This is a genomic window from Methanobrevibacter sp. UBA412, from assembly GCA_002495685.1.
GTDB classification, from domain to species: Archaea; Methanobacteriota; Methanobacteria; order Methanobacteriales; family Methanobacteriaceae; genus Methanobrevibacter_A; species Methanobrevibacter_A acididurans.
The window spans coordinates 103,376-123,089 of sequence record DAGJ01000004.1; the positions used below are offsets into that span (position 1 = coordinate 103,376).

22 protein-coding genes are annotated in these 19,714 nt (G+C 28.1%); 20 read left to right on the forward strand and 2 right to left on the reverse strand.

Annotated features, from left to right (window positions below; genetic code table 11):
• The first annotated feature begins 166 nt into the window (after positions 1 to 166).
• The 13 genes from infB (at position 167) to BP997_RS01345 (ending at position 10,578) form a co-directional block, all read left to right on the forward strand.
• Entirely contained in the window at positions 167 to 1,954 is a 1,788-nt protein-coding gene (infB, locus tag BP997_RS01285) for a translation initiation factor IF-2 (RefSeq protein ID WP_413828685.1), read from the forward strand.
• Between the two features lie 96 nt (positions 1,955 to 2,050).
• Positions 2,051 to 2,434 (forward strand): 30S ribosomal protein S6e, encoded by a 384-nt coding sequence (locus BP997_RS01290; RefSeq protein ID WP_409197712.1) that lies wholly within the window; start codon positions 2,051 to 2,053, stop codon positions 2,432 to 2,434.
• A 256-nt stretch (positions 2,435 to 2,690) separates the two neighbouring features.
• Entirely contained in the window at positions 2,691 to 3,917 is a 1,227-nt protein-coding gene (locus tag BP997_RS01295) for a translation initiation factor IF-2 subunit gamma (protein WP_413828687.1), read from the forward strand.
• A gap of 86 nt (positions 3,918 to 4,003) precedes the next feature.
• A complete protein-coding gene (locus tag BP997_RS01300) occupies positions 4,004 to 4,357 on the forward strand; it encodes a PIN domain-containing protein (RefSeq protein WP_409197710.1) in 354 nt (117 codons plus the stop codon).
• A 66-nt stretch (positions 4,358 to 4,423) separates the two neighbouring features.
• Positions 4,424 to 4,948: an inorganic diphosphatase gene (locus BP997_RS01305; RefSeq protein ID WP_409197709.1), complete on the forward strand. Its 525-nt coding sequence runs from the start codon at positions 4,424 to 4,426 to the stop codon at positions 4,946 to 4,948.
• Positions 4,949 to 5,001: 53 nt separating this feature from the next.
• Positions 5,002 to 5,568 (forward strand): DNA-directed RNA polymerase, encoded by a 567-nt coding sequence (locus BP997_RS01310; protein ID WP_413826021.1) that lies wholly within the window; start codon positions 5,002 to 5,004, stop codon positions 5,566 to 5,568.
• On the forward strand, positions 5,565 to 5,747 hold the full coding sequence (gene spt4, locus BP997_RS01315; protein WP_413826018.1) for a transcription elongation factor subunit Spt4: 183 nt from the start codon (positions 5,565 to 5,567) through the stop codon (positions 5,745 to 5,747). Before BP997_RS01310 ends, spt4 begins: the two co-directional genes overlap by 4 nt.
• 134 nt (positions 5,748 to 5,881) lie before the next feature.
• Positions 5,882 to 6,355, forward strand: coding sequence for a GTP-dependent dephospho-CoA kinase family protein (locus BP997_RS01320; protein ID WP_413826129.1), 474 nt, complete (start codon positions 5,882 to 5,884; stop codon positions 6,353 to 6,355).
• Between the two features lie 88 nt (positions 6,356 to 6,443).
• Positions 6,444 to 6,758 (forward strand): 30S ribosomal protein S24e, encoded by a 315-nt coding sequence (locus tag BP997_RS01325; protein ID WP_413826015.1) that lies wholly within the window; start codon positions 6,444 to 6,446, stop codon positions 6,756 to 6,758.
• Between the two features lie 47 nt (positions 6,759 to 6,805).
• Positions 6,806 to 6,961, forward strand: a complete 156-nt coding sequence (locus BP997_RS01330) for a 30S ribosomal protein S27ae (protein ID WP_409197706.1) — start codon at positions 6,806 to 6,808, stop codon at positions 6,959 to 6,961.
• Positions 6,962 to 7,141: 180 nt separating this feature from the next.
• Positions 7,142 to 8,569, forward strand: a complete 1,428-nt coding sequence (argH, locus tag BP997_RS01335) for an argininosuccinate lyase (protein ID WP_413826013.1) — start codon at positions 7,142 to 7,144, stop codon at positions 8,567 to 8,569.
• Positions 8,570 to 8,704: 135 nt separating this feature from the next.
• Entirely contained in the window at positions 8,705 to 9,853 is a 1,149-nt protein-coding gene (locus tag BP997_RS01340) for an ABC transporter permease (RefSeq protein ID WP_413828689.1), read from the forward strand.
• A 20-nt stretch (positions 9,854 to 9,873) separates the two neighbouring features.
• A complete protein-coding gene (locus BP997_RS01345; RefSeq protein WP_413828386.1) occupies positions 9,874 to 10,578 on the forward strand; it encodes an ABC transporter ATP-binding protein in 705 nt (234 codons plus the stop codon).
• 58 nt (positions 10,579 to 10,636) lie between these two features.
• On the opposite strand, the gene BP997_RS01350 is transcribed toward BP997_RS01345, so the two are convergent.
• Together BP997_RS01350 and BP997_RS01355 are read right to left on the reverse strand one after the other, a co-directional pair.
• Positions 10,637 to 10,942: a hypothetical protein gene (locus tag BP997_RS01350; RefSeq protein ID WP_413828387.1), complete on the reverse strand. Its 306-nt coding sequence runs from the start codon at positions 10,940 to 10,942 to the stop codon at positions 10,637 to 10,639.
• 83 nt (positions 10,943 to 11,025) lie between these two features.
• Entirely contained in the window at positions 11,026 to 12,066 is a 1,041-nt protein-coding gene (locus BP997_RS01355; protein WP_413828691.1) for an ATPase, read from the reverse strand.
• 218 nt (positions 12,067 to 12,284) lie between these two features.
• Here BP997_RS01355 and BP997_RS01360 point away from each other — a divergent pair, with 218 nt between their 5' ends.
• The 7 genes from BP997_RS01360 to BP997_RS01390 all read left to right on the forward strand — a co-directional run bounded on the left by BP997_RS01360 (position 12,285) and on the right by BP997_RS01390 (position 19,699).
• Positions 12,285 to 12,893 carry an acyltransferase gene (locus BP997_RS01360; protein WP_413825998.1) on the forward strand — a complete coding sequence of 203 codons (609 nt, stop codon included), beginning with the start codon at positions 12,285 to 12,287 and terminating at the stop codon, positions 12,891 to 12,893.
• A 260-nt stretch (positions 12,894 to 13,153) separates the two neighbouring features.
• Positions 13,154 to 13,321 carry a 4Fe-4S binding protein gene (locus BP997_RS01365; protein ID WP_413826127.1) on the forward strand — a complete coding sequence of 56 codons (168 nt, stop codon included), beginning with the start codon at positions 13,154 to 13,156 and terminating at the stop codon, positions 13,319 to 13,321.
• A 24-nt stretch (positions 13,322 to 13,345) separates the two neighbouring features.
• On the forward strand, positions 13,346 to 14,527 hold the full coding sequence (locus tag BP997_RS01370; protein ID WP_413825995.1) for an NAD(P)/FAD-dependent oxidoreductase: 1,182 nt from the start codon (positions 13,346 to 13,348) through the stop codon (positions 14,525 to 14,527).
• A gap of 236 nt (positions 14,528 to 14,763) precedes the next feature.
• Positions 14,764 to 15,729 (forward strand): UDP-glucose 4-epimerase GalE, encoded by a 966-nt coding sequence (gene galE / locus BP997_RS01375; protein ID WP_413825993.1) that lies wholly within the window; start codon positions 14,764 to 14,766, stop codon positions 15,727 to 15,729.
• 20 nt (positions 15,730 to 15,749) lie between these two features.
• Positions 15,750 to 16,805, forward strand: coding sequence for a hypothetical protein (locus BP997_RS01380; protein WP_413825991.1), 1,056 nt, complete (start codon positions 15,750 to 15,752; stop codon positions 16,803 to 16,805).
• Positions 16,806 to 16,919: 114 nt separating this feature from the next.
• Positions 16,920 to 18,308, forward strand: a complete 1,389-nt coding sequence (gene purF, locus BP997_RS01385; RefSeq protein ID WP_413826125.1) for an amidophosphoribosyltransferase — start codon at positions 16,920 to 16,922, stop codon at positions 18,306 to 18,308.
• Between the two features lie 155 nt (positions 18,309 to 18,463).
• Complete coding sequence (locus tag BP997_RS01390) at positions 18,464 to 19,699, forward strand: U32 family peptidase (RefSeq protein WP_413825988.1); 1,236 nt, start codon at positions 18,464 to 18,466, stop codon at positions 19,697 to 19,699.
• The last annotated feature ends 15 nt before the right edge of the window (positions 19,700 to 19,714 follow it).

The following is a 19,714-nucleotide window of genomic DNA, read 5'->3' on the forward strand; positions in this document are numbered from 1 at the left end:
TTTAATTATACAAACCCATACATCATTAAAAACTCAAAAAAATTTAATAAATCATATTAATTAATTTTTTAGAGAATAAAAAAAAATTTTACGGAAAAAAAGAAAAGACTTTTTTTTTGATGAGGAAACTATTAAAAAAATAACATTAAAGAGGAGTGGAGTAAAAATGAAGATAAGATCACCAATCATATCTGTATTAGGTCATGTAGATCATGGTAAAACCACACTACTAGACTATATCAGAGGAAGTACTGTGGCTGATAGAGAAGCTGGTGGAATTACACAGCATATAGGAGCAACAGAAATTCCTATAAGTACTATTAAAGATATTTGTGGAAACTTCATATCAAAACTCTCTATTAAAGATACAATTCCAGGTTTATTTTTCATAGACACTCCAGGACATGCAGCATTCACATCACTAAGAAAACGTGGAGGAGCTTTAGCAGATTTAGCAATACTTATAGTGGATATAAATGAAGGTTTTAAACCTCAAACTATTGAAGCAATAAATATCCTTAAAATGTATAAAACCCCTTTTGTCGTTGCAGCTAATAAAATTGATAAAATATTTGGTTGGGAATCCCATCCGGGAAATTCATTCACACAATCATTTCAAGAACAAGCACCTAGTGTGCAACAAGATCTTAATCAAAAACTGTATGAACTTGTTGGAGAACTACATAAATTAGGTTTTCAATCAGAAAGATTTGATAGAATAAGCTCCTATGCAAGTCAAATATCAATAATTCCAGTTAGTGCAAGCACTGGTGAAGGAATAATAGAATTAAATGCAATGCTTTTAGGTTTAGCTCAAGAATATTTAACACAACAGTTAGAAATACATGAAAATGCACCTGCTAAAGGTACAGTTCTTGAAGTTAAAGAAGAAACAGGATTAGGAATGACAATTGACACTATCATTTATGATGGGGTTTTAAGAACTAATGATGAAATAGTTTTAATGCTTAAAAATGAGATATTAACAACTAATGTTAGATCTATACTTAAACCAAATCCTTTAGAAGAAATGCGAGATTCTAAGAAAAGATTCCAAAAAGTTGATGAAATTGTCGCTGCAGCAGGAGTTAAAATAGCAGCACCTAACTTAGAAGATGTAGTGTCTGGTTCACCTTTACGTGTTATTAATGATGAAGAAGATGTTAAAAAAGAAATCCTAAAAGAAATTGAAGATATCACTATAGACACTGAAGAAAATGGTGTTTTAGTTAAAGCAGATACTTTAGGTTCACTTGAAGCAGTTGTTAATATACTTAATCAAGAAAAAATTCCAATTAGATCTGCAGATATTGGAGATGTTAATAAAAAGGATGTTATTAAAGCATCTATCTCACAAAAAGAAGATCCTGATCATGGGGTAATTATTGCTTTTAATGTTGATGTTCATCCAAAAGCAAGAAGAGAACTTGAAGAAACATCTCTTAAATTATTCCAAGGTAATGTAATTTATAAATTAACTGAAGATCATCATGATTGGTTAGAAGAAAGAAAGAGTGCTGTTAAAAAACATTTACTTGATTCTTTAATAAAACCAGCTAAAATTATGATTCTTCCTAAACTTATTTTCAGACAATCAAAACCTGCTATTTGCGGTATTGAAGTTTTAAATGGTACTGTAAAACCCGGTTATATTTTAATGGATGAAAATGGTAATAAAGTAGGTTCAATAACTAGTATGGAAGATAAAGGTGAAACTTTACCAAGTATGAGTCGTGGTCAACAAGTTGCAATGGCAATTAATGATGCTATTGCAGGTAAAGACTTTGAAGAGGGAGATAGCTTATACGTGGATATTCCTGAAAAACATTTTAAAGTTATTGAAAGAAAATTCAAGGATAAATTAAATGATGATGAATTAGCTTGTTTAGAAGAATTTGTACGTATTAAACGTAAAGATGATCCTGAATGGGGTAAATTCGGTTTATTTGAATAAATTTAACAATAATTTTTCTAATTTTATATTAGAAAAATCATTTTACTAAAATTATTAAACATTTTAAAAATTAAAAAAAATAATGGAGGAATTTATTTGGCATTCAAAATAGTTGTTTCAGATAAAGCAGAAACTTATCAAGTTGAAGCTGAAGATGCTAAACAAATTGTAGGCTTATCCCTTGGTGAAGAATTCGATGGTAATGTCATAGGATTAGAAGGATACACTCTTAAACTCACTGGTGGTAGTGATAAAAACGGTTTCCCTATGAGACGTGATATTTCTGGACCAAGAAGAGTTAGAAGTCTCTTATCTAATGGAGTAGGTTACAATCCAAAAAATAATGGTGTTAAAAGACGAAAAACTTTAAGAGGAAACGTCATATCTGATGATATAGTTCAAATTAACACTATTGTTACTAAAAATGGTAGCAAATCATTAGCTGAAATCTTAAATCCTGAAGAAGAAGCTGAAGAATAGTTATAATATTTTTTTAACTATTTTTCAATTAAATTTTTAATTTTATTTAATGAAAACTCTTAAAAAGAATTTAAATTAAATATAATAATTATAATTTATACAATAATATAAATTTAAAAAATAATAAATATATAAATAGAATTTTAACGATTATAAAAAAAGAGGGTAATAGTTTTTTTTAAAACAATTCCTTTTTTTATCACTTATATACGAAATAAAAAAATTAAATAAAAAAAATAATTAGCAGGTGTAATCTGTGACAGTACAATCTGATGTAAACATAGGCTTAGTGGGTCATGTCGACCATGGTAAAACAACTCTTACCAAAGCATTATCTGGAGTATGGACAGACACTCATAGTGAAGAAACTAAAAGAGGAATATCTATCCGATTAGGATATGCAGATATAGAATTTAGAAAATGTCCAAAATGTGACGAGCCTTTATGTTATACTACTAAAAAAACTTGTGAGCATTGTGGAAGTGAAACTGAACTTTTAAGACAAGTATCTTTTGTTGATGCTCCAGGACACGAAACTCTTATGGCTACCATGTTATCTGGTGCAGCTATAATGGATGGTGCAGTATTAGTAATCGCTGCAAATGAAAAATGTCCTCAACCACAAACAAAAGAACACTTAATGGCTCTAGATGTAATTGGAGTAAAAGATGTAGTTGTTGTTCAAAACAAGATAGACATTGTCCCAAAAAAGAGAGCAATTGAAAGTTATAAAGAAATACAAGAATTTGTAAAAGGTACCTGTGCAGAAAACGCACCAATCATCCCAGTTTCAGCTCAACAAGGAGCAAATATGGATATATTAATTGAAGCTATGGGTGAAGTTATAAAAACTCCAGAACATGATATTGAAAAACCTGCACGTATGTATGTAGCAAGATCATTTGATATAAACAAACCAGGTTCACCTCCTAAAAAACTTCGTGGAGGAGTTATAGGTGGAAGTCTCATTCAAGGAAAACTTAAAGTTGGAGACACTATTGAAATCCGCCCAGGAATCAATATCGGTGAAGGTAAACATTCTAAATGGATTAATCTTAAAAGTGAAATTGTTGGTTTAGAAGTAGGTGGACAACATGTTGAAGAAGTAGGTCCTGGAGGATTAATAGGAGTAGCTACAAAACTTGATCCATCATTAACAAAAGCTGATACTTTATCCGGTTCTGTTGCAGGTAAAGAAGGTTCCTTACCAGATGTATTACATAACTTCAATTTGAAAGCAAACTTATTAGATCGTGTAGTTGGTACTAAAGAAGAAAGAGAAGTTTCCCCAATTAAATTACATGAACCATTAATGATAAATTGTGGAACAACTACTACAATTGGAGTAGTAGATGAAGTTTCCGGTGATGATTTCCACGTAAACTTAAAACTCCCTGTATGTGCAGATAGTGGTGACAGATTAGCACTAAGTCGTAGAGTTGGAGCACGTTGGAGATTAATAGGTTTCGGTATTATCCAATAAAAAAATTTTTAATACAATATATAAATATAAGAGGTATTAAATATCATGGAAAATCAAAAAGAAATAATATTAGATACGAATTTTTCATGATTCCCTTTCAGTTCAATATAGATATAATTGATGAACTTGAAAAAGCCTTTCCCTCTTATAAATTAACAACCCCTCAATTCGTTATCAATGAATTAAAAGGTTTAAAAAGAAATCAAAAAGGCAAAACTAGGGTAGAAGCAGGATTAGCTTTAAAATATGCACAATCATCTAAAATAAAAATAAAAAACATATCATTACAAGAAAAAGAAACTGTAGACGATGCTTTGATTAGAGTAAGTAAAGTTTTAGCCACAAACGATAAAGAATTAAAACAAAGGGCTAAAAATCAAGGAAGAACGATCGTTTACTTAAGACAAAAAAGATATGTAGCAGTAGATGGTTATATTTAAATAAAATATTTCATACTAATATTAAATAAAATATTTATTGACAAAAAAGATAATGGTGGCAAAAAAATGAATTTATGGAAAGATTTAAAACCAGGAGAAAACATACCAGACGAATTCAATGCAATAATTGAAGTTCCTAAAGGCTCTCGTAACAAATATGAATATAATAAAGAAGCTGAAGCATTTGAATTAGATAGAGTATTATATTCTCCCGTACATTACCCAGCAGATTATGGTTTCATACCACAAACAACTTATGATGATGGCGATCCAATGGATGTATTAGTAATGATGCAACAACCAACATTCCCAGGATGCTTATTAAAAGTAAGACCTGTAGGTATAATGGGTATGATTGATACTGGAGAAAAAGATTATAAAATACTTGCAGTACCTGTAGATGATCCAAGATTTGCAGAAATACAAAATATTGATGATGTGCCTGAAGCATTTAAAAAAGAAGTACAACATTTCTTCAGTGTATATAAAAATTTACAAGGTAAAAAAGTAGATGTTTTAGATTGGGAAGATATTGATGCTGCAAAAACAGAATTAGTACGTTCTATCGATATGTATAAAGAAAAATACTAAAACAGAGAAATTATAAATAATAAAAGAGAAAAGAAGGGATAAATTTGTATTATATGAGTAAAATTCAAGACACAGTAAGAATCCCACCTTATAAATTTGAAGACCCTCTTGATGATGTTGCTATTCAAACATTAAACGATGAATATAATGGTGTTTTAGATAAAAAATTAGGTTTAATGGTAGCAGTAACAAGTATCGATGAAATCGATGATGGTGTACTCATAATGGGTGATGGAGCAGCTTACCATCATGTAACATTCAATGCTATCTTTTACAAACCAGAACAACAAGAAATTGTTGAAGGTGAAGTAATAGAAATAGCAGAATTTGGAGCATTTGTAAGAATTGGACCAATGGATGGTCTTGTTCATGTTTCTCAAGTAACTGATGATTATATTAATTATGATTTCAAAAGAGGAGCACTTCTTGGTAAAGAATCTAATAAATCTTTAGAAGAAACTAATCGTGTAAGAGCTAGAATAGTTGCTCTTAGTTTAAAAGGAAAATCTGTTAATGATACCCGTATAGGATTAACCATGAGACAAACTGGTTTAGGTAGATTTGAATGGATTGAAGAAGAAAAAAACAAGAATAAAAAAGGTAAGAAGGCTAAAAAATGAGTGAAAAAGCATGTACCTCTTGTAAAATGTTAACTTCCAAAGAAAGATGTCCTGTTTGTAAAAATCCTACAAGCTCAAATTGGAGTGGATTAGTAATCATAACTGATCCTGATAATTCTGATGTTGCTAAAGAATTAAATATAACTCTTAAAGGCGAATATGCACTAAGAGTCAGATAATTAATTAAAACTTTTCATAAATAATTTTGTCAAATTAATAAAAGAATATATTTTTCTAAATTATTCTTTTTAAATATAAATATTAAATTAAAACATAATTAGAGGTTAAAATCTTGTTTGTATTAAATAATAATATGATATCAGAATTCAAAAAACCACTTGGAAAATTATATCCTAATTTTGAGGATGCAATTCCTGATATAAAAAAAGCAGATTTTTTAATCTCAGTAGGAGATCAAACTACTAAAAATTTAAAAGATAACGATTTAACACCCCATCTTGGAATAATTGATAATCGTATACAAAGAAAAGATCATTCTCATGATTTAATACAAAATAACATACTTGAAGCAAATAATCCCGCAGGAACAATTACCGATGATCTATGGGAAACCATAGAATCTGCTATTAAAGCTATAAATGCTGATGGAATCAAACGTCAAATTGTAGTTAAAGGGGAAGAAGATCTTGCAGTTCTTCCTTGCATCTTAATTGCACCTGAAGATACTATAATATTATATGGACAACCAAATGAAGGTTTAGTTTATGTAAAAGCTTCAGATGTTAAATCTAAAGCAAAAGAATTAATGTCCTATAGTACACATTAATATGCTTTTTATTAAATAAATAAAACCCCAAAAAAATAATAATTGGATAATCTAAATATAAAAAATAAATATATAATGAGGTTTAATAATGGAATACACTATCATAGAAAAAAAAGAAAACAAAGTTTTAGAAAGAACTGAAGTTAAATTTGAAATTGATTATGAAGGAGAAGCTACTCCTAACACAATGACTGTAAAAAGTAAACTTATTGCACTTTTAGATACTAAAAAAGATTTAATTGTAATAGATAGTATTAAACCCTCCTATGGTGAACCTATTGCAGTAGGATATGCAAAAGTATACGATAATGAAGCAGCTTTAAAGAAAGTTGAAACCACTAGTGTTATTGAAAAAAATACTGAACCAGAAGCTCCAGAAGAATCTGAAGAAGCAGAAGAATAAAATTAGTATAATATTTTAATAAAATAAATTTAAGGGAGAAAATTAACATGAAAGTAAGTAGTCTTTACAAAGTCGATGGCGATAAAATAGAACGTAAAAATCCAATCTGCCCACGTTGTGGAAATGGAGTATTTATGGCAGACCACGGTGACAGATACGCATGTGGTAAATGTGGATACACTGAAATGAAAAATAAAGATTAAGTTTATAAAAAATTATAATATTTTTTATTACTTAACCATCTATTTTTTTTTAAATACAAAATAAATATACTCATTTTTTTTAAATTCAAATATTTACATACTTAATACTATTTTTTCTACATTTTAATATTAGAAAATTATATAAACTAATTAATATAAAATTTTTTTTAAGGTGAAGTCATGAAACTTAGAAGTGGAAGATTAGAAAAAGAGATGACAGATGAAGCAGCTGAATACACTTCATCTCTTGAATTTGATAAAATCATTTTCAATGCCGATGTAAAATGTAACATGGCACATACATTAATGTTAAAACAAGAGAACATAATAGATTCTGAAATAGCTGATCATATTATTGATGCATTAATTTCACTTAAAGATGAAGGATATGATGTATTAGAATTTGATCCATCTGTAGAAGATGTGCATATGGCTGTTGAAAATTATGTAACCAATAAAATAGGTCCAGAAGCAGGTTTCATGCACACTGCTAAATCTAGAAATGATCAAGTAGCAACTGATATTCGTCTTGTTTTACGTGAAAAAATAAGAGAAATGCAATATGATATTTTAGATTTCATTACTGGTATAGTTGATCTTGCTGGAGAATATAAAGAATCTGTTTTCATAGGTTTCACTCACTTACAACATGCTCAACCTATTACTGTAGCACATCATTTAATGGCTTATGCTCAAAGTTTAAAAAGAGATTATCAACGTTTAGATGATACTTATAAAAGAGTTAATATAAATCCATTAGGCTCAGCTGCTATGACTACTACAAGTTTTCCAATTAATCGAGAATTAACAACTCAACTTTTAGGTTTTGATTCATATATGGAAAATAGTATGGATGGAGTTGCTGCACGAGATTTTATTGCTGAGACTGTATTTGATTTAACTCAATTATGCACTACATTATCTAAAATTTGTGAAGAGTTAGTTCTTTGGAGTACTTATGAATTTGGAGTTATTACAATGGCAGATGAATATTGTAGTACAAGTAGTATTATGCCTCAGAAGAAAAATCCTGATGTTGCAGAAGTTGCAAGAAGTAAAGCTACAATTGCTAATGGGGAATTAGTAACAATTTTAACTATGCTTAAAGCTTTACCTTATACTTACAATAGAGATTTACAAGAACTCACTCCTCATCTTTGGAATGCTATTCAAAACAGTTATGATACTTTGGAAATAGTTAAACATATGTTATTGTCTGTTAAATTTAATACAGATAGATGTTTAGATTTAGCTAGTAAGAATTTTGCTACTGCTACTGATCTTGCAGATATTATGGTCCGTGAACGTAAAATTCCTTTCCGTACTGCACATAAAATTGTTGGTCGGATAGTTAATGAAGCTATTAGTAATGGTTTAAATGCTGAAGATATTACTTCTGATTATGTTGATAATGTTGCTGTTGAATTAGGTTTTAATAAACTTAATTTAGGTGATGATTTGGTTCATACTGCTCTTAATCCACTAGAAAATGTTAAGATGAGAAATGTTCCTGGTGGTCCTTCTCCTGAAATGGTTGAGCTAGCTAGAAATAATATGATTTCTTTTGTTAATACTGAAATTTCTTTAAAAAAATCTTTAAAAGATTAAAATTTTTTACTATTTTTACATTTTATATTTTTTTCGCCCTAATTTTTATATATTATAACAAAAATATACTAACATATGATAGTTCAATTTTGAACTATTTTCTTTTAATTAAATAAACTAAAGGATTAAAAAATAATGTCATTTTTAAAATTAATACTTAAAAACCCATTTAGAAGTAAATCCCGAGCAATCCTTGCAATAATAGGAATTGGGATAGGAATAGCAACAATTGTAGCACTGGGGGCAATGACTGAAGGAATGGTATCAGGTGTTGACGATACATTACATGCTGGAGGATCAGACTTTACAGTTGCAGGAAATGAAAACAATACAGACTCAGGAATGTCACAACAAAATATGGCCTCATTTGGAGCCACACCATTAAACCAATCATGGGTTGGGAAAATATTAAATGTAACAGGAGTAAATTCTTCAGTAGGTATATATAGTACAATGGTACAACCTCAAGGATTAAATGGTTACCTAGTTGTTATAGGATTAGATCCAAGTCAATCAAAATTTGCAGAATTAACTATAACCAATGGAACATCATACCATAAAAATACTTCAGAAATGATAATGGGAAAACTATCAGCTGAACAATTAAACAAAACAGTAGGTGACAATTTAACTCTTAAAGATAAAACATACCATATTGTTGGAACATATGAAACTGGAGATAGTAACCAAGATCAAGGAGTATACACCAGCCTAGAAAATGCACAAAACATAGATGATGCAAAAGGAAATGTTTCCATGATATATGTTAAAGTAGATAAAGGAGCAGATGTCGATCAAGTTACACAAAGAATAGATAACTTATATAGTGATAATGTAACTACTATAAGTTCAGTATCAGATATTTCATCAATGCAAAGTGTAATAGATATGTTAAACAGTGCATCATGGGCAATAAGTTTACTTGCAATAATTATTGGAGGATTAGGAATAATCAATACCATGCTAATGAGTGTAATGGAAAGAACCAGAGAAATAGGTGTACTAAAAGCTGTTGGATGGAGTAGTAAAAAAATATTACTAATGATAATGGGAGAATCTGTAGTTATAACCGTAATATCTGCTATAGTAGGAACTATTATGGGAGTAATAGGTGTAGAACTAATAACTGCCATGGGAATAATGAATGGATTAACACCAATATTTACTATAACTACTATATCAGAAGCATTTGCAGTTGCAATAATAGTAGGGCTCTTAGGAGGATTATATCCTGCAATTAAAGCAACTAAATTACAACCAACAGAAGCTTTAAGATATGAATAAAAAAAGGAGGGAAAATTATTATGAGTGAAAATATTGTAGAAGTAAAAAACTTAGTGAAAACTTATGAAAATGGACAAGTAAAAGCATTAAATGATATAAGTTTCAACATAAAAGAAGGAGAATTTGTTTCAATCATAGGACCCTCTGGTAGTGGAAAATCAACACTTTTACATATGTTAGGAGCATTAGATATCCAGGATAGTGGTTCAATACGTGTGGGGAATATAAATCTAGAAAAAAGTAAAAAATTAAATGAATTCCGTGCAGAACAAATAGGATTCATTTTCCAATTACATAATCTTATACCTAATCTATCAGTTGTGGAAAATGTTGAAATACCTATGTATACACAAAAAATTTCTAGTAAAGATCAAAGAACTAAAGCATTAAGTTTATTGGAAGATGTAGGAATAAAAAATAAAGCTAAAATGAAACCTAATCAATTATCTGGTGGGGAACGTCAAAGAGTGGCTATTGCAAGATCTCTTGCAAATGATCCTTCAATCGTATTGGCAGATGAACCTACAGGATCCTTAGATTCTAAAACTAGTAATAAGATTCTTGAAAAATTAACTTTATTAAATAAACAAAAAAATGTTACTATAATCCTTGTTACTCATGATATGAATGTAGCAAAACTAGCAGACCGTGTTATTGAAGTTTTAGATGGAAAAATCCTTGAAAATTCAGAGGATTCATTACTTGATAATAAAATTTCTGTCTAATTCTAAAAAATAGGGAATTATTAAAAAAAGGCATTTTTATTAAAAAAATGATCCTTTTTTATTTATTTTCCTCAAATAATTGATCTAACTTTTTTTCCATTTCTTCATCAGTTAAATCATCATCTAATTTTTTATCAAATTCACTTTCATCATCAAATGTTTCCTCGAAACGTTCTTTTTCTTCACTTAAGATTTTTTCCTTATTTAAAGCCCAATTTTCTTGTATTTCTTTTTGTAATTTATCATCTGCTTCTATAACAGGTCCAGTATAATCACAATTATAACATAACCATCTAGACCAAACTTGAGGAATTATCCATTTAACATTATCAGATCCACATCTTGGACATATTTTCTTTTTCAATTTTACTCAACTTCTATATAAAAAATTTTTTTAAATTAGTAATTATTTATTAATTTATTTTATACATTATTAAAACTATTTTTTCATATTTTATAAAAACTCCAAATTAACTTTAAAGCTTCACCGGGTTCTAAAACTCCAGATCGTGTTTCACGTAAAATTCTTTGAATACTATATTTTTTCATAAAAGGATATTTTTTATGAACTTCATGTAAGAGTGGACAACCAAATCCTTCCATATTTTTAAGACTATAATTTTTATTCAATTTCTTATGCTCCATTTTAGTTGAAGATATGCAAGCTGGCAAATTCAATCTCAAAATTTCATTATTATCACTATACTGTTTTGTAATGCATTGACTACCAGTAGATAACATATCACCAAAAATAATTAAAGGAATATTTTTCTTAATAGAATATTTTAAAACTTCATTTTCAATAACATCAGAACATTTACCACAGGGATGAAAACGACCATTAAAACTTTCTTGAATAATTTCACTATAATCTACAGGAATATAAACTTGAGGGACACTTAAATCGTTTGTAATCTTTTCAATATTTTCTTTAAACTGTTTAGGTAATACAATTGTACCAGGATCAACACTAACAGCAATAGGATTAAAACCCAACATCTTAGCTAAAACAAGAGAAAAACAACTATCAGCACCACCAGATAAAGCAACAACAGCTAAATGTTCATCACTTTCTACAAAATCATGTTCATTAAAATATTTTTCTAAATCAAAACTATAAAGATTATTTAATTTATCCATAATTAATTTACTTAAATTAACTAATGAACTATTTAATTTAGGATAATCTTCACGAAACATTTTCAATGTTTTTAAAGATAAATTTAACCTATACTTTTTAGTTAAAAAATCACTATAACTTTCTACATGAATACTATTAATACTCAAATCTTCACGTAATTTACCTACTACCCATCCACCTTTACCAATCACAGCAGATTTATCAGGTCTATCAGTAGTAATAATCCATAATTCATCTTCTTCTTTATTATAAATAATATCATGAATATTAATAATTATAGGGTCATGACCAATATCTTTTCGAATTTCGTAGATTTTATCTAAAATATATTCCTTAGTAACTTTCAAAATTTTTCCCTCAGTTAATTTAAGACTTATAATAAACTTAATTTTATAATCATATTAAACTTTTTTACAAAATTTTTAAATACTTTGTAATTATATATCATTATCATATTAAAAAAATTATTATCTTTTGATATTTATTTTATTAATTTAATAATTTTTTTTAAAGTCAAAATTTACAATTAATAAAATTAATTTATTTAGGGGAGATTGAAGATAAAATGGCAAAATTCTTTGGAATATTAGGTGAAGAAGATACTACTAATGATAATCCGCAATTAAGTAGAAATAATATCCAATTAGGTGTTAACTATAAAAGATTTAGTAAAGAACCTGTCCTTGGGCAAAATATAGTTATACGATCTAATAGTATTATTTATAATGATGTTATAATTGGGGATGATTTCAAAACAGGTCATAATGTAGTAATACGTGAAAAAACTAACATTGGAAATGATGTTCTCATTGGTACAAATACTGTGATAGAAGGAGAATGTGTAATCGGAAATAATGTAAGTATTCAATCAAACGTGTATATTCCAAGAAACACTATAATTGAAGATAATGTATTCATAGGGCCATGTGCATGTTTTACTAATGATCGGTATCCTATAAGAGTAGATTACAAATTAAAAGGGCCACGAATAAGAAAAGGAGCTTCAATTGGAGCTAACACTACTTTCTTAAGTAATCTTGAAATAGGAGAAGGTGCTATGGTTGCAGCAGGTGCAGTTGTAACCAGAAGTGTTCCTCCATTTTATTTAGCTATAGGAACACCAGCTAAGATAAAACCATTAGCTGCATCATTAAGAGTTAAAAATATTATTTAAAAAAAATTCTTAAAATCTTCCCTTACCTTTTTTTAAATAATTTAATATTTAATTAATAATACTTTTTTTAGAAAAATATATATATTACATTAACTTAAATTTAAGATATTATAACTTTTATAATTACAAACCATAATAAAATTTTTTTTCATAACTAAATATTTAATTTTTAAAAAAAGAAAATGGTTTAATTAATTTAACAATTATAAATTTTTAATTAAAATAAAAGAATAAATATTTCTGGAGTAAAGAACCCTATGATGATAATAAAAGATTGGTGTTCATATTGCGGTGCATGTGCCGGAGTATGTCCTAAAAATTGTATTGAAGTAAAAGAAACTAGTTTAGTTTTTGATGAAGACGAATGTAGTGAAAAATGTGATATCTGTATAAAAACATGTCCTTTACATGCTTTAGAAAAACAATAAAATATTTAGGAGATAATGATACTTATGATTAAAACTGATGTATTAGTAGTAGGATCAGGTCCTGCAGGTTCCTCAGCAGCAAAACATGCAGCAATAGGCGGAGCAGATGTAATATTAATGGATAAAAAAGCAGAAATAGGTGCTCCAAAAAGATGTGCAGAAGGAGTCTCTAAAAATGGATTAAAAAGAGTTGGAGTAGAACCAAACCCAAGTTGGGTAACACGTGAATTAGATGGAGTAAGATTAGTAGCTCCAGATGGAACTGATGTATGGTTAACCAATGATAAAATTGAAATTCCAGAAGCAGGATACATCCTAGAAAGAAAAGTATTCGATAAATACATGGCTATGGATGCAGCAAGAGAAGGAGCAAAAATCTTCATTAAAACCCAAGCAAAAGGTGTAAGAAAAGATGGGGATGGATTTATAGTTACCTGTGAAAAAATGGGTGAACTATTCGAAATAAAATGTAAAATCTTAATAGCAGCAGATGGACCAGAATCACATATCGCAAGATGGGCAGGACTAAAAACAAGCACAAAAGCAAAAGATATGGAATCAGGTATACAATACGAAATGTGTAATGTAAAACTTAAAGATAGAAATGTTATAGAATTCTACTTTGGAAGTGTTGCTCCTGGAGGATATGTATGGATTTTCCCTAAAGAAGATGACATAGCAAACGTAGGATTAGCAGTATTACCAAATGTAGCAGAAAAACCTGCAATAGAATATTTAGATGATTTCGTCGCAAACTGTGATTCATTACAAGAAGCACAACCTGTAGAAATGAATGTTGGTGGAGACCCAGTTGGAGGAATCCATAAAAAAATATATGCAGACAATCTTTTAGTTGTTGGAGATGCAGCAGGACAAGTTAATCCATTAACTGGTGGAGGAATCATCAGTGGAATGACCGGTGGTTTACACGCAGGTAAAGTAGCTGCAAAAGCAATAGAAGAAAAAGATTACAGTGAAAAACGTCTCAAAGAATATGATACAAACTTAAGAGATGCAATCGGTGATGAAATGAAAAAATACTTGAAAGTAAAAGACTACTTACTCAGTTTAAATGATAAAGAATTAAACAGTGTAGCAAATGCTTTCCAAGATATTGAATTTGAAAAAGCAAACACAGAAGAGCTTGTTAAAAATTTAATTAAAGTATCACCAAAAGCTGTATTAAAATTAGGTAAATTATTTTAAACACAAGTAATTTACTTAAAAATATAATTAACCACCATCATTTTTTCTTTTTTTAAAATTTAACATAAAACCCCTCTTTTTTTAAAAATTTTCATGAATTAATTCTATTTGCAAAAATTTTTTATAAATATAATTATAAACATAATTAAATATTTAATTAATAATTAATTCTAAATATTTATAAGTACAATCTAAATTTTAATAAAAATTATAAATTAATGGGAGTAATAAAAAGTATGATTTTAATCACAGGTGGAGCAGGATATATTGGTTCACACATCAATAAATTATTGAACAAAGAAGGATATGATACAATTGTGCTTGATAATTTCTCAAGTGGTAATCAAAATACAGTAAAATGGGGTAAACTTGTAGAAGCAGAATTAAAAGATACTCAAGCACTAAATAAAATTTTCAATAAATATCAAATTGATGGAGTAATACATTGTGCTGCATTTACATCAGTACCTGAAAGTGTTGAATATCCTGCAATGTATTTAAAAAACAATTACCAAAATACTTTAAACTTAATTAAAGTAATGAAACAGAACAATGTTAAAGATTTCATTTTTTCATCAACCGCATCATTATATGGAAATCCTTTAGAAATTCCAATAACTGAAAATGCTCAAACAAAACCAATAAATCCTTATGGACAATCAAAGTTACTAGTTGAAAAAACATTAGAAAATGAATCTAAAAATGGAAACTTAAACTATATCTCATTAAGGTACTTTAATGCATCAGGAGCAGATCCAGAAAGTGAAATAGGTGAAATGCACAATCCCGAAACACACTTAATTCCATTAATCCTTAACACTGCAATGGGAAAACAAAGTTACATTTCAATTTATGGAGAAAATTATAACACTCCAGATGGAACATGTATCAGAGATTATGTACATGTAAACGATATATCCAAAGCACACATATTAGCATTAGAATATTTAAAAGATAAACAGAAATCAAAAATATTCAACCTAGGAAATGGGGAAGGTTTCTCTGTAAAAGAGGTAATTAACACTTGTCAAGAAGTTACAGGAACTACAATTCCAACAATAATTAAATCACCAAGAAAAGGAGATCCAGAAAAATTAGTAGCAGATTCTACTAAAATTAGAAAAGAACTAAATTGGAAACCGGAATATGATACATTAAATAAAATTGTGGAAACAGCATGGAATTGGCATAAAAAACAATAAGAAATGAAGGATTAATTAAAATGGAAGATGAAAACAATTTTAATATAAATGAAATTTCACAAGAATTAGAAAACCAAAATGATGAAGAAAAATATCAATATTCAGAAGAATCTCATGATTATGAAAAAAACATTTTAGATGTTAAAATTATTGTAAAAGATTTAGATGCTGCTGAAATTTTAATTAAAGCAGTAAATAATATGCACTTAATAGACAATTATAATATGTCTGTATCTTCAATAATACCAACCAAAGATATAAATTCAGTAAAAGAATCCATAATAGGTGCAGATTTAATATTAATCTCAATCGATTTAACATCTGAAGGAAAAGAACAATTCATTAATCAATACAAAGAATTAAAAACAAATTATAATTATGTGGAATATTTAATATTCTCAAATGCTAATGGAAATGAATTTATAGAACCCTCAAAAGTAGAACATGAAATTCATAATAGTATAATTAGAGCATCCCTAACTTCTATACTGAATAGAGAAGACATTAGTGAAATTCAAAAAGAATTATATGATTTAAAAATAGATTATGGAAAATTAATTAAAACTAATGAACAATTAAATTTAGAGAATGCTAATGCAATAAATTATTCAAAAGAATTAACTGATAATAATCAAAGTTTAAAAGAAGAAATACAAAGCTTAGAAAATACATTAGATGATATTAAATCTGAGTACAGTAATTTCAAATCAAAATTTGCAAATATATACACAAAAGATTTATTAGAAGTATTCAACCTTAAAGAATTATGGCAAGAATCATTTGATGAAATATTAACAAAAGAAGATAAAGTAATTTATGCAACAAACAATTTTAAACCATTAAATATAATTGTAGGTCAAGGTTTTATAGTTGCAAAAACTAAAGATGAAGCAATTGATTGGTTAAAAATAATTAGAACAACCTTAATATTTTTAGAAAATAATGAAAATTTACAAAACGATTTAAATCATAATATGGATACTAAAAATCAAAATATTGATAATTCAATCAGTGATGGAAATGAAAATAATAATGATGAATATGATATGTCAAATTTTCAAAACCTTTGGGATTAAGAAATAAATAAAATATTATATATTATGAATAACTAAAGATTTAATTAATTATAAATATTTTTTAATTTTTTTTATAACTACGGAGACTATAAATTGCGAGATAAATGTGGGATTATGGGGATACACTCAACAAATAAAGACTTTGATGTATCTTCATTAATTTATTATGGATTATATGCTTTACAACATAGAGGTCAAGAATCAGCAGGAATAGCTACTTTTAATCATGATTCTGGCTTAAATTATTACTGTGGAATGGGTTTATTAACTGATGTTTTTAAAGATGATCAAATCAAAAATTTAGTTGGAAATGTTGGTATTGGACATGTACGTTACTCAACAACAGGTAAATCAAAACTTGAAAACTCACAACCATTTGTAACAGACTTTGATGATGGATTCATTTCAATAGCTCATAATGGAGATATAGTTAATTCAGCTAGATTGAGAAAAGAATTAATCCAAGATGGTTATGAATTCCAATCAGATACTGATTCTGAAGTATTATGTTATCTTATTAAAAGAGAACATGAAAAAAATGATAACATTATAGAAGTATTAGAAACTATTTCAAAAGATATTGTAGGATCTTACTCATTAACAATACTTATAAACAATGACTTATATATAATTCGAGATCCAAGAGCAATAAAACCATTAGTTCTTGGTAAAAAAGATAATGTATATATAGCAGCTTCTGAAACTGTTGCATTAGATGTTATTAATGCAGAGTATATACGTGATTTAGAACCTGGTGAAATAGTATACTTTGATGGTGATGAAGTTAAAAGTCATATTTTAAAAATAGCAGGAAAATTCCCACTTGCAAGATGTATGTTTGAATATGTTTATTTTGCAAGACCTGATAGTATTATAGATGGTAAAACAGTTTATGAGGTTCGTAAAAAGATAGGTGAAAAACTTTATGAAGAATATCCTATTGATGATGCAGATGTTGTAATGCCAGTACCTGATTCATCTATACCTGCGGCTATTGGATATTCACGGGCTTCTGGAATACCTTATGCTGAAGGTTTAATTAAAAATCGTTATGTTGGACGAACATTTATCATGCCAACTCAAGAAGAACGAGAAATGGCAGTTAAATTAAAAGTAAACCCCTTAGCTTCAGAATTAAAAGATAAAAAAATAGTTTTAATTGATGATAGTATAGTTAGAGGAACAACTTCAGAATCATTAATTGATGTGTTAAAAGCTTCTGGGGCAAAAGAAGTTCATTTAATGATAGGTTGCCCGCCAGTTATAAGTCCTTGTTATTATGGTGTAGCAATGGCTACAAAAAAGGAATTAATTGCTGCAAATTTTTCTGTTGAAGAAATCCGACAAAAATTAGGGGCTGAAACTTTAGGATATATCACTATTGAAGATTTAATAGATGCTATAGGATTTGATAGGGAAGAATTATGCTTAGGTTGTATAACTGAAGAATATCCTACTTGTATTCCAGATACAGCTACTCCAGAATCTTATTATAAATTTTAAAATTTAAATGGAATTTTCAGATTCTATTTATTCACAATTTTTTTAAATATTTTTCTATTTAAATATTAATTTCTTTTTTCAAATAAATTTCTTTTTCAATAATTTAATATTCTTTTATAAGTTTACAAAAAAATAATTTAAGGTAAGTATTAAAAATGGTAGAATTATTAGCACCTGCAGGAAATTTCACAAGCTTATCTGCAGCATTAAAAAATGGGGCAGACTCAATTTACATTGGATTAGAAGGTGTAAATATGAGAGTAAATGCAAACAATTTCACAATTAAAGACATAAAAAAAGTTGCAGAAATTGTTAAAGAATATAATAGTAAATTATATGTTTGCACTAACATTATTATGAAAGACAAAGATATTAATTTAATGAAAAAACAATTGCCTATTATTAAAGAAGCTGGTGCTGATGGAGTAATTTTATCTGATTTAGGATTAATCCATTCTGTAGTAGAAAATGATTTAGAAGCTCATTTAAGTGTTCAAGAAAACACTACTAATTTAGAAACATTAAAAATTTTAAATGAATTAGGAGTCAAAAGGGCTATACTTTCAAGAGAACTAAATCTAAATGAAATTTCTCAATTAGCACATAAATCCCCTATAGAAACAGAGATATTTATTCATGGAGCTATGTGTATGGCTATTAGTGGTAGATGTTTTTTAAGTTATGGATTGTATAATAGAAGTGCAAACTGTGGGGATTGTCTTCAACCTTGTAGAAAAGAATGGAAATTAACTTATGAGGGAAATAATAATTTAAATGTTAAAAACACAACAGAATGTGAAGATGAATCTTTTATAATAACACAAGCATATGATAACTCATATCACACTAATTTTTTCTCACCTAAAGATATGGCATTAATTGAACATATACCTGAAATAATGAAAACAGGTGTTGATTCTTTTAAAATTGAAGGAAGAGCAAGATCTCCTGATTATGTTGCAACAGCTACAAAAGTTTATCGTGAAGCAATAGACTCCTATAACAGTGGAAGCTATGAATATAAACCTTTATGGGTGGAAGAATTGAATAAAGTATTTAATAGGGGATTTGACACAGGATTCTACTTTAAAATACCTTACACTCAAAGTCAAGATAATCAATCTAAATACATTAAAAAAGATATTGGTAAAGTCGTAAATTATTATAATAAAATACATGTTGTTGAGCTAAAAATTTGGGACGATTTACATTTGGGTGATGAAATAATGATTCAAGGACCAACAACAGGTTCAATAACTCATAAAATAAGTTCAATGCAAATAAATAAAAAACCTATACAAACTGCTTATAAAGGTCAAAATGTAGCAATATTAATACCTGAAAAATTACGAGAAAGTGATTATGTATATAAATTAATTAAAAGAGAATAATTAGGAGGTTTAAGT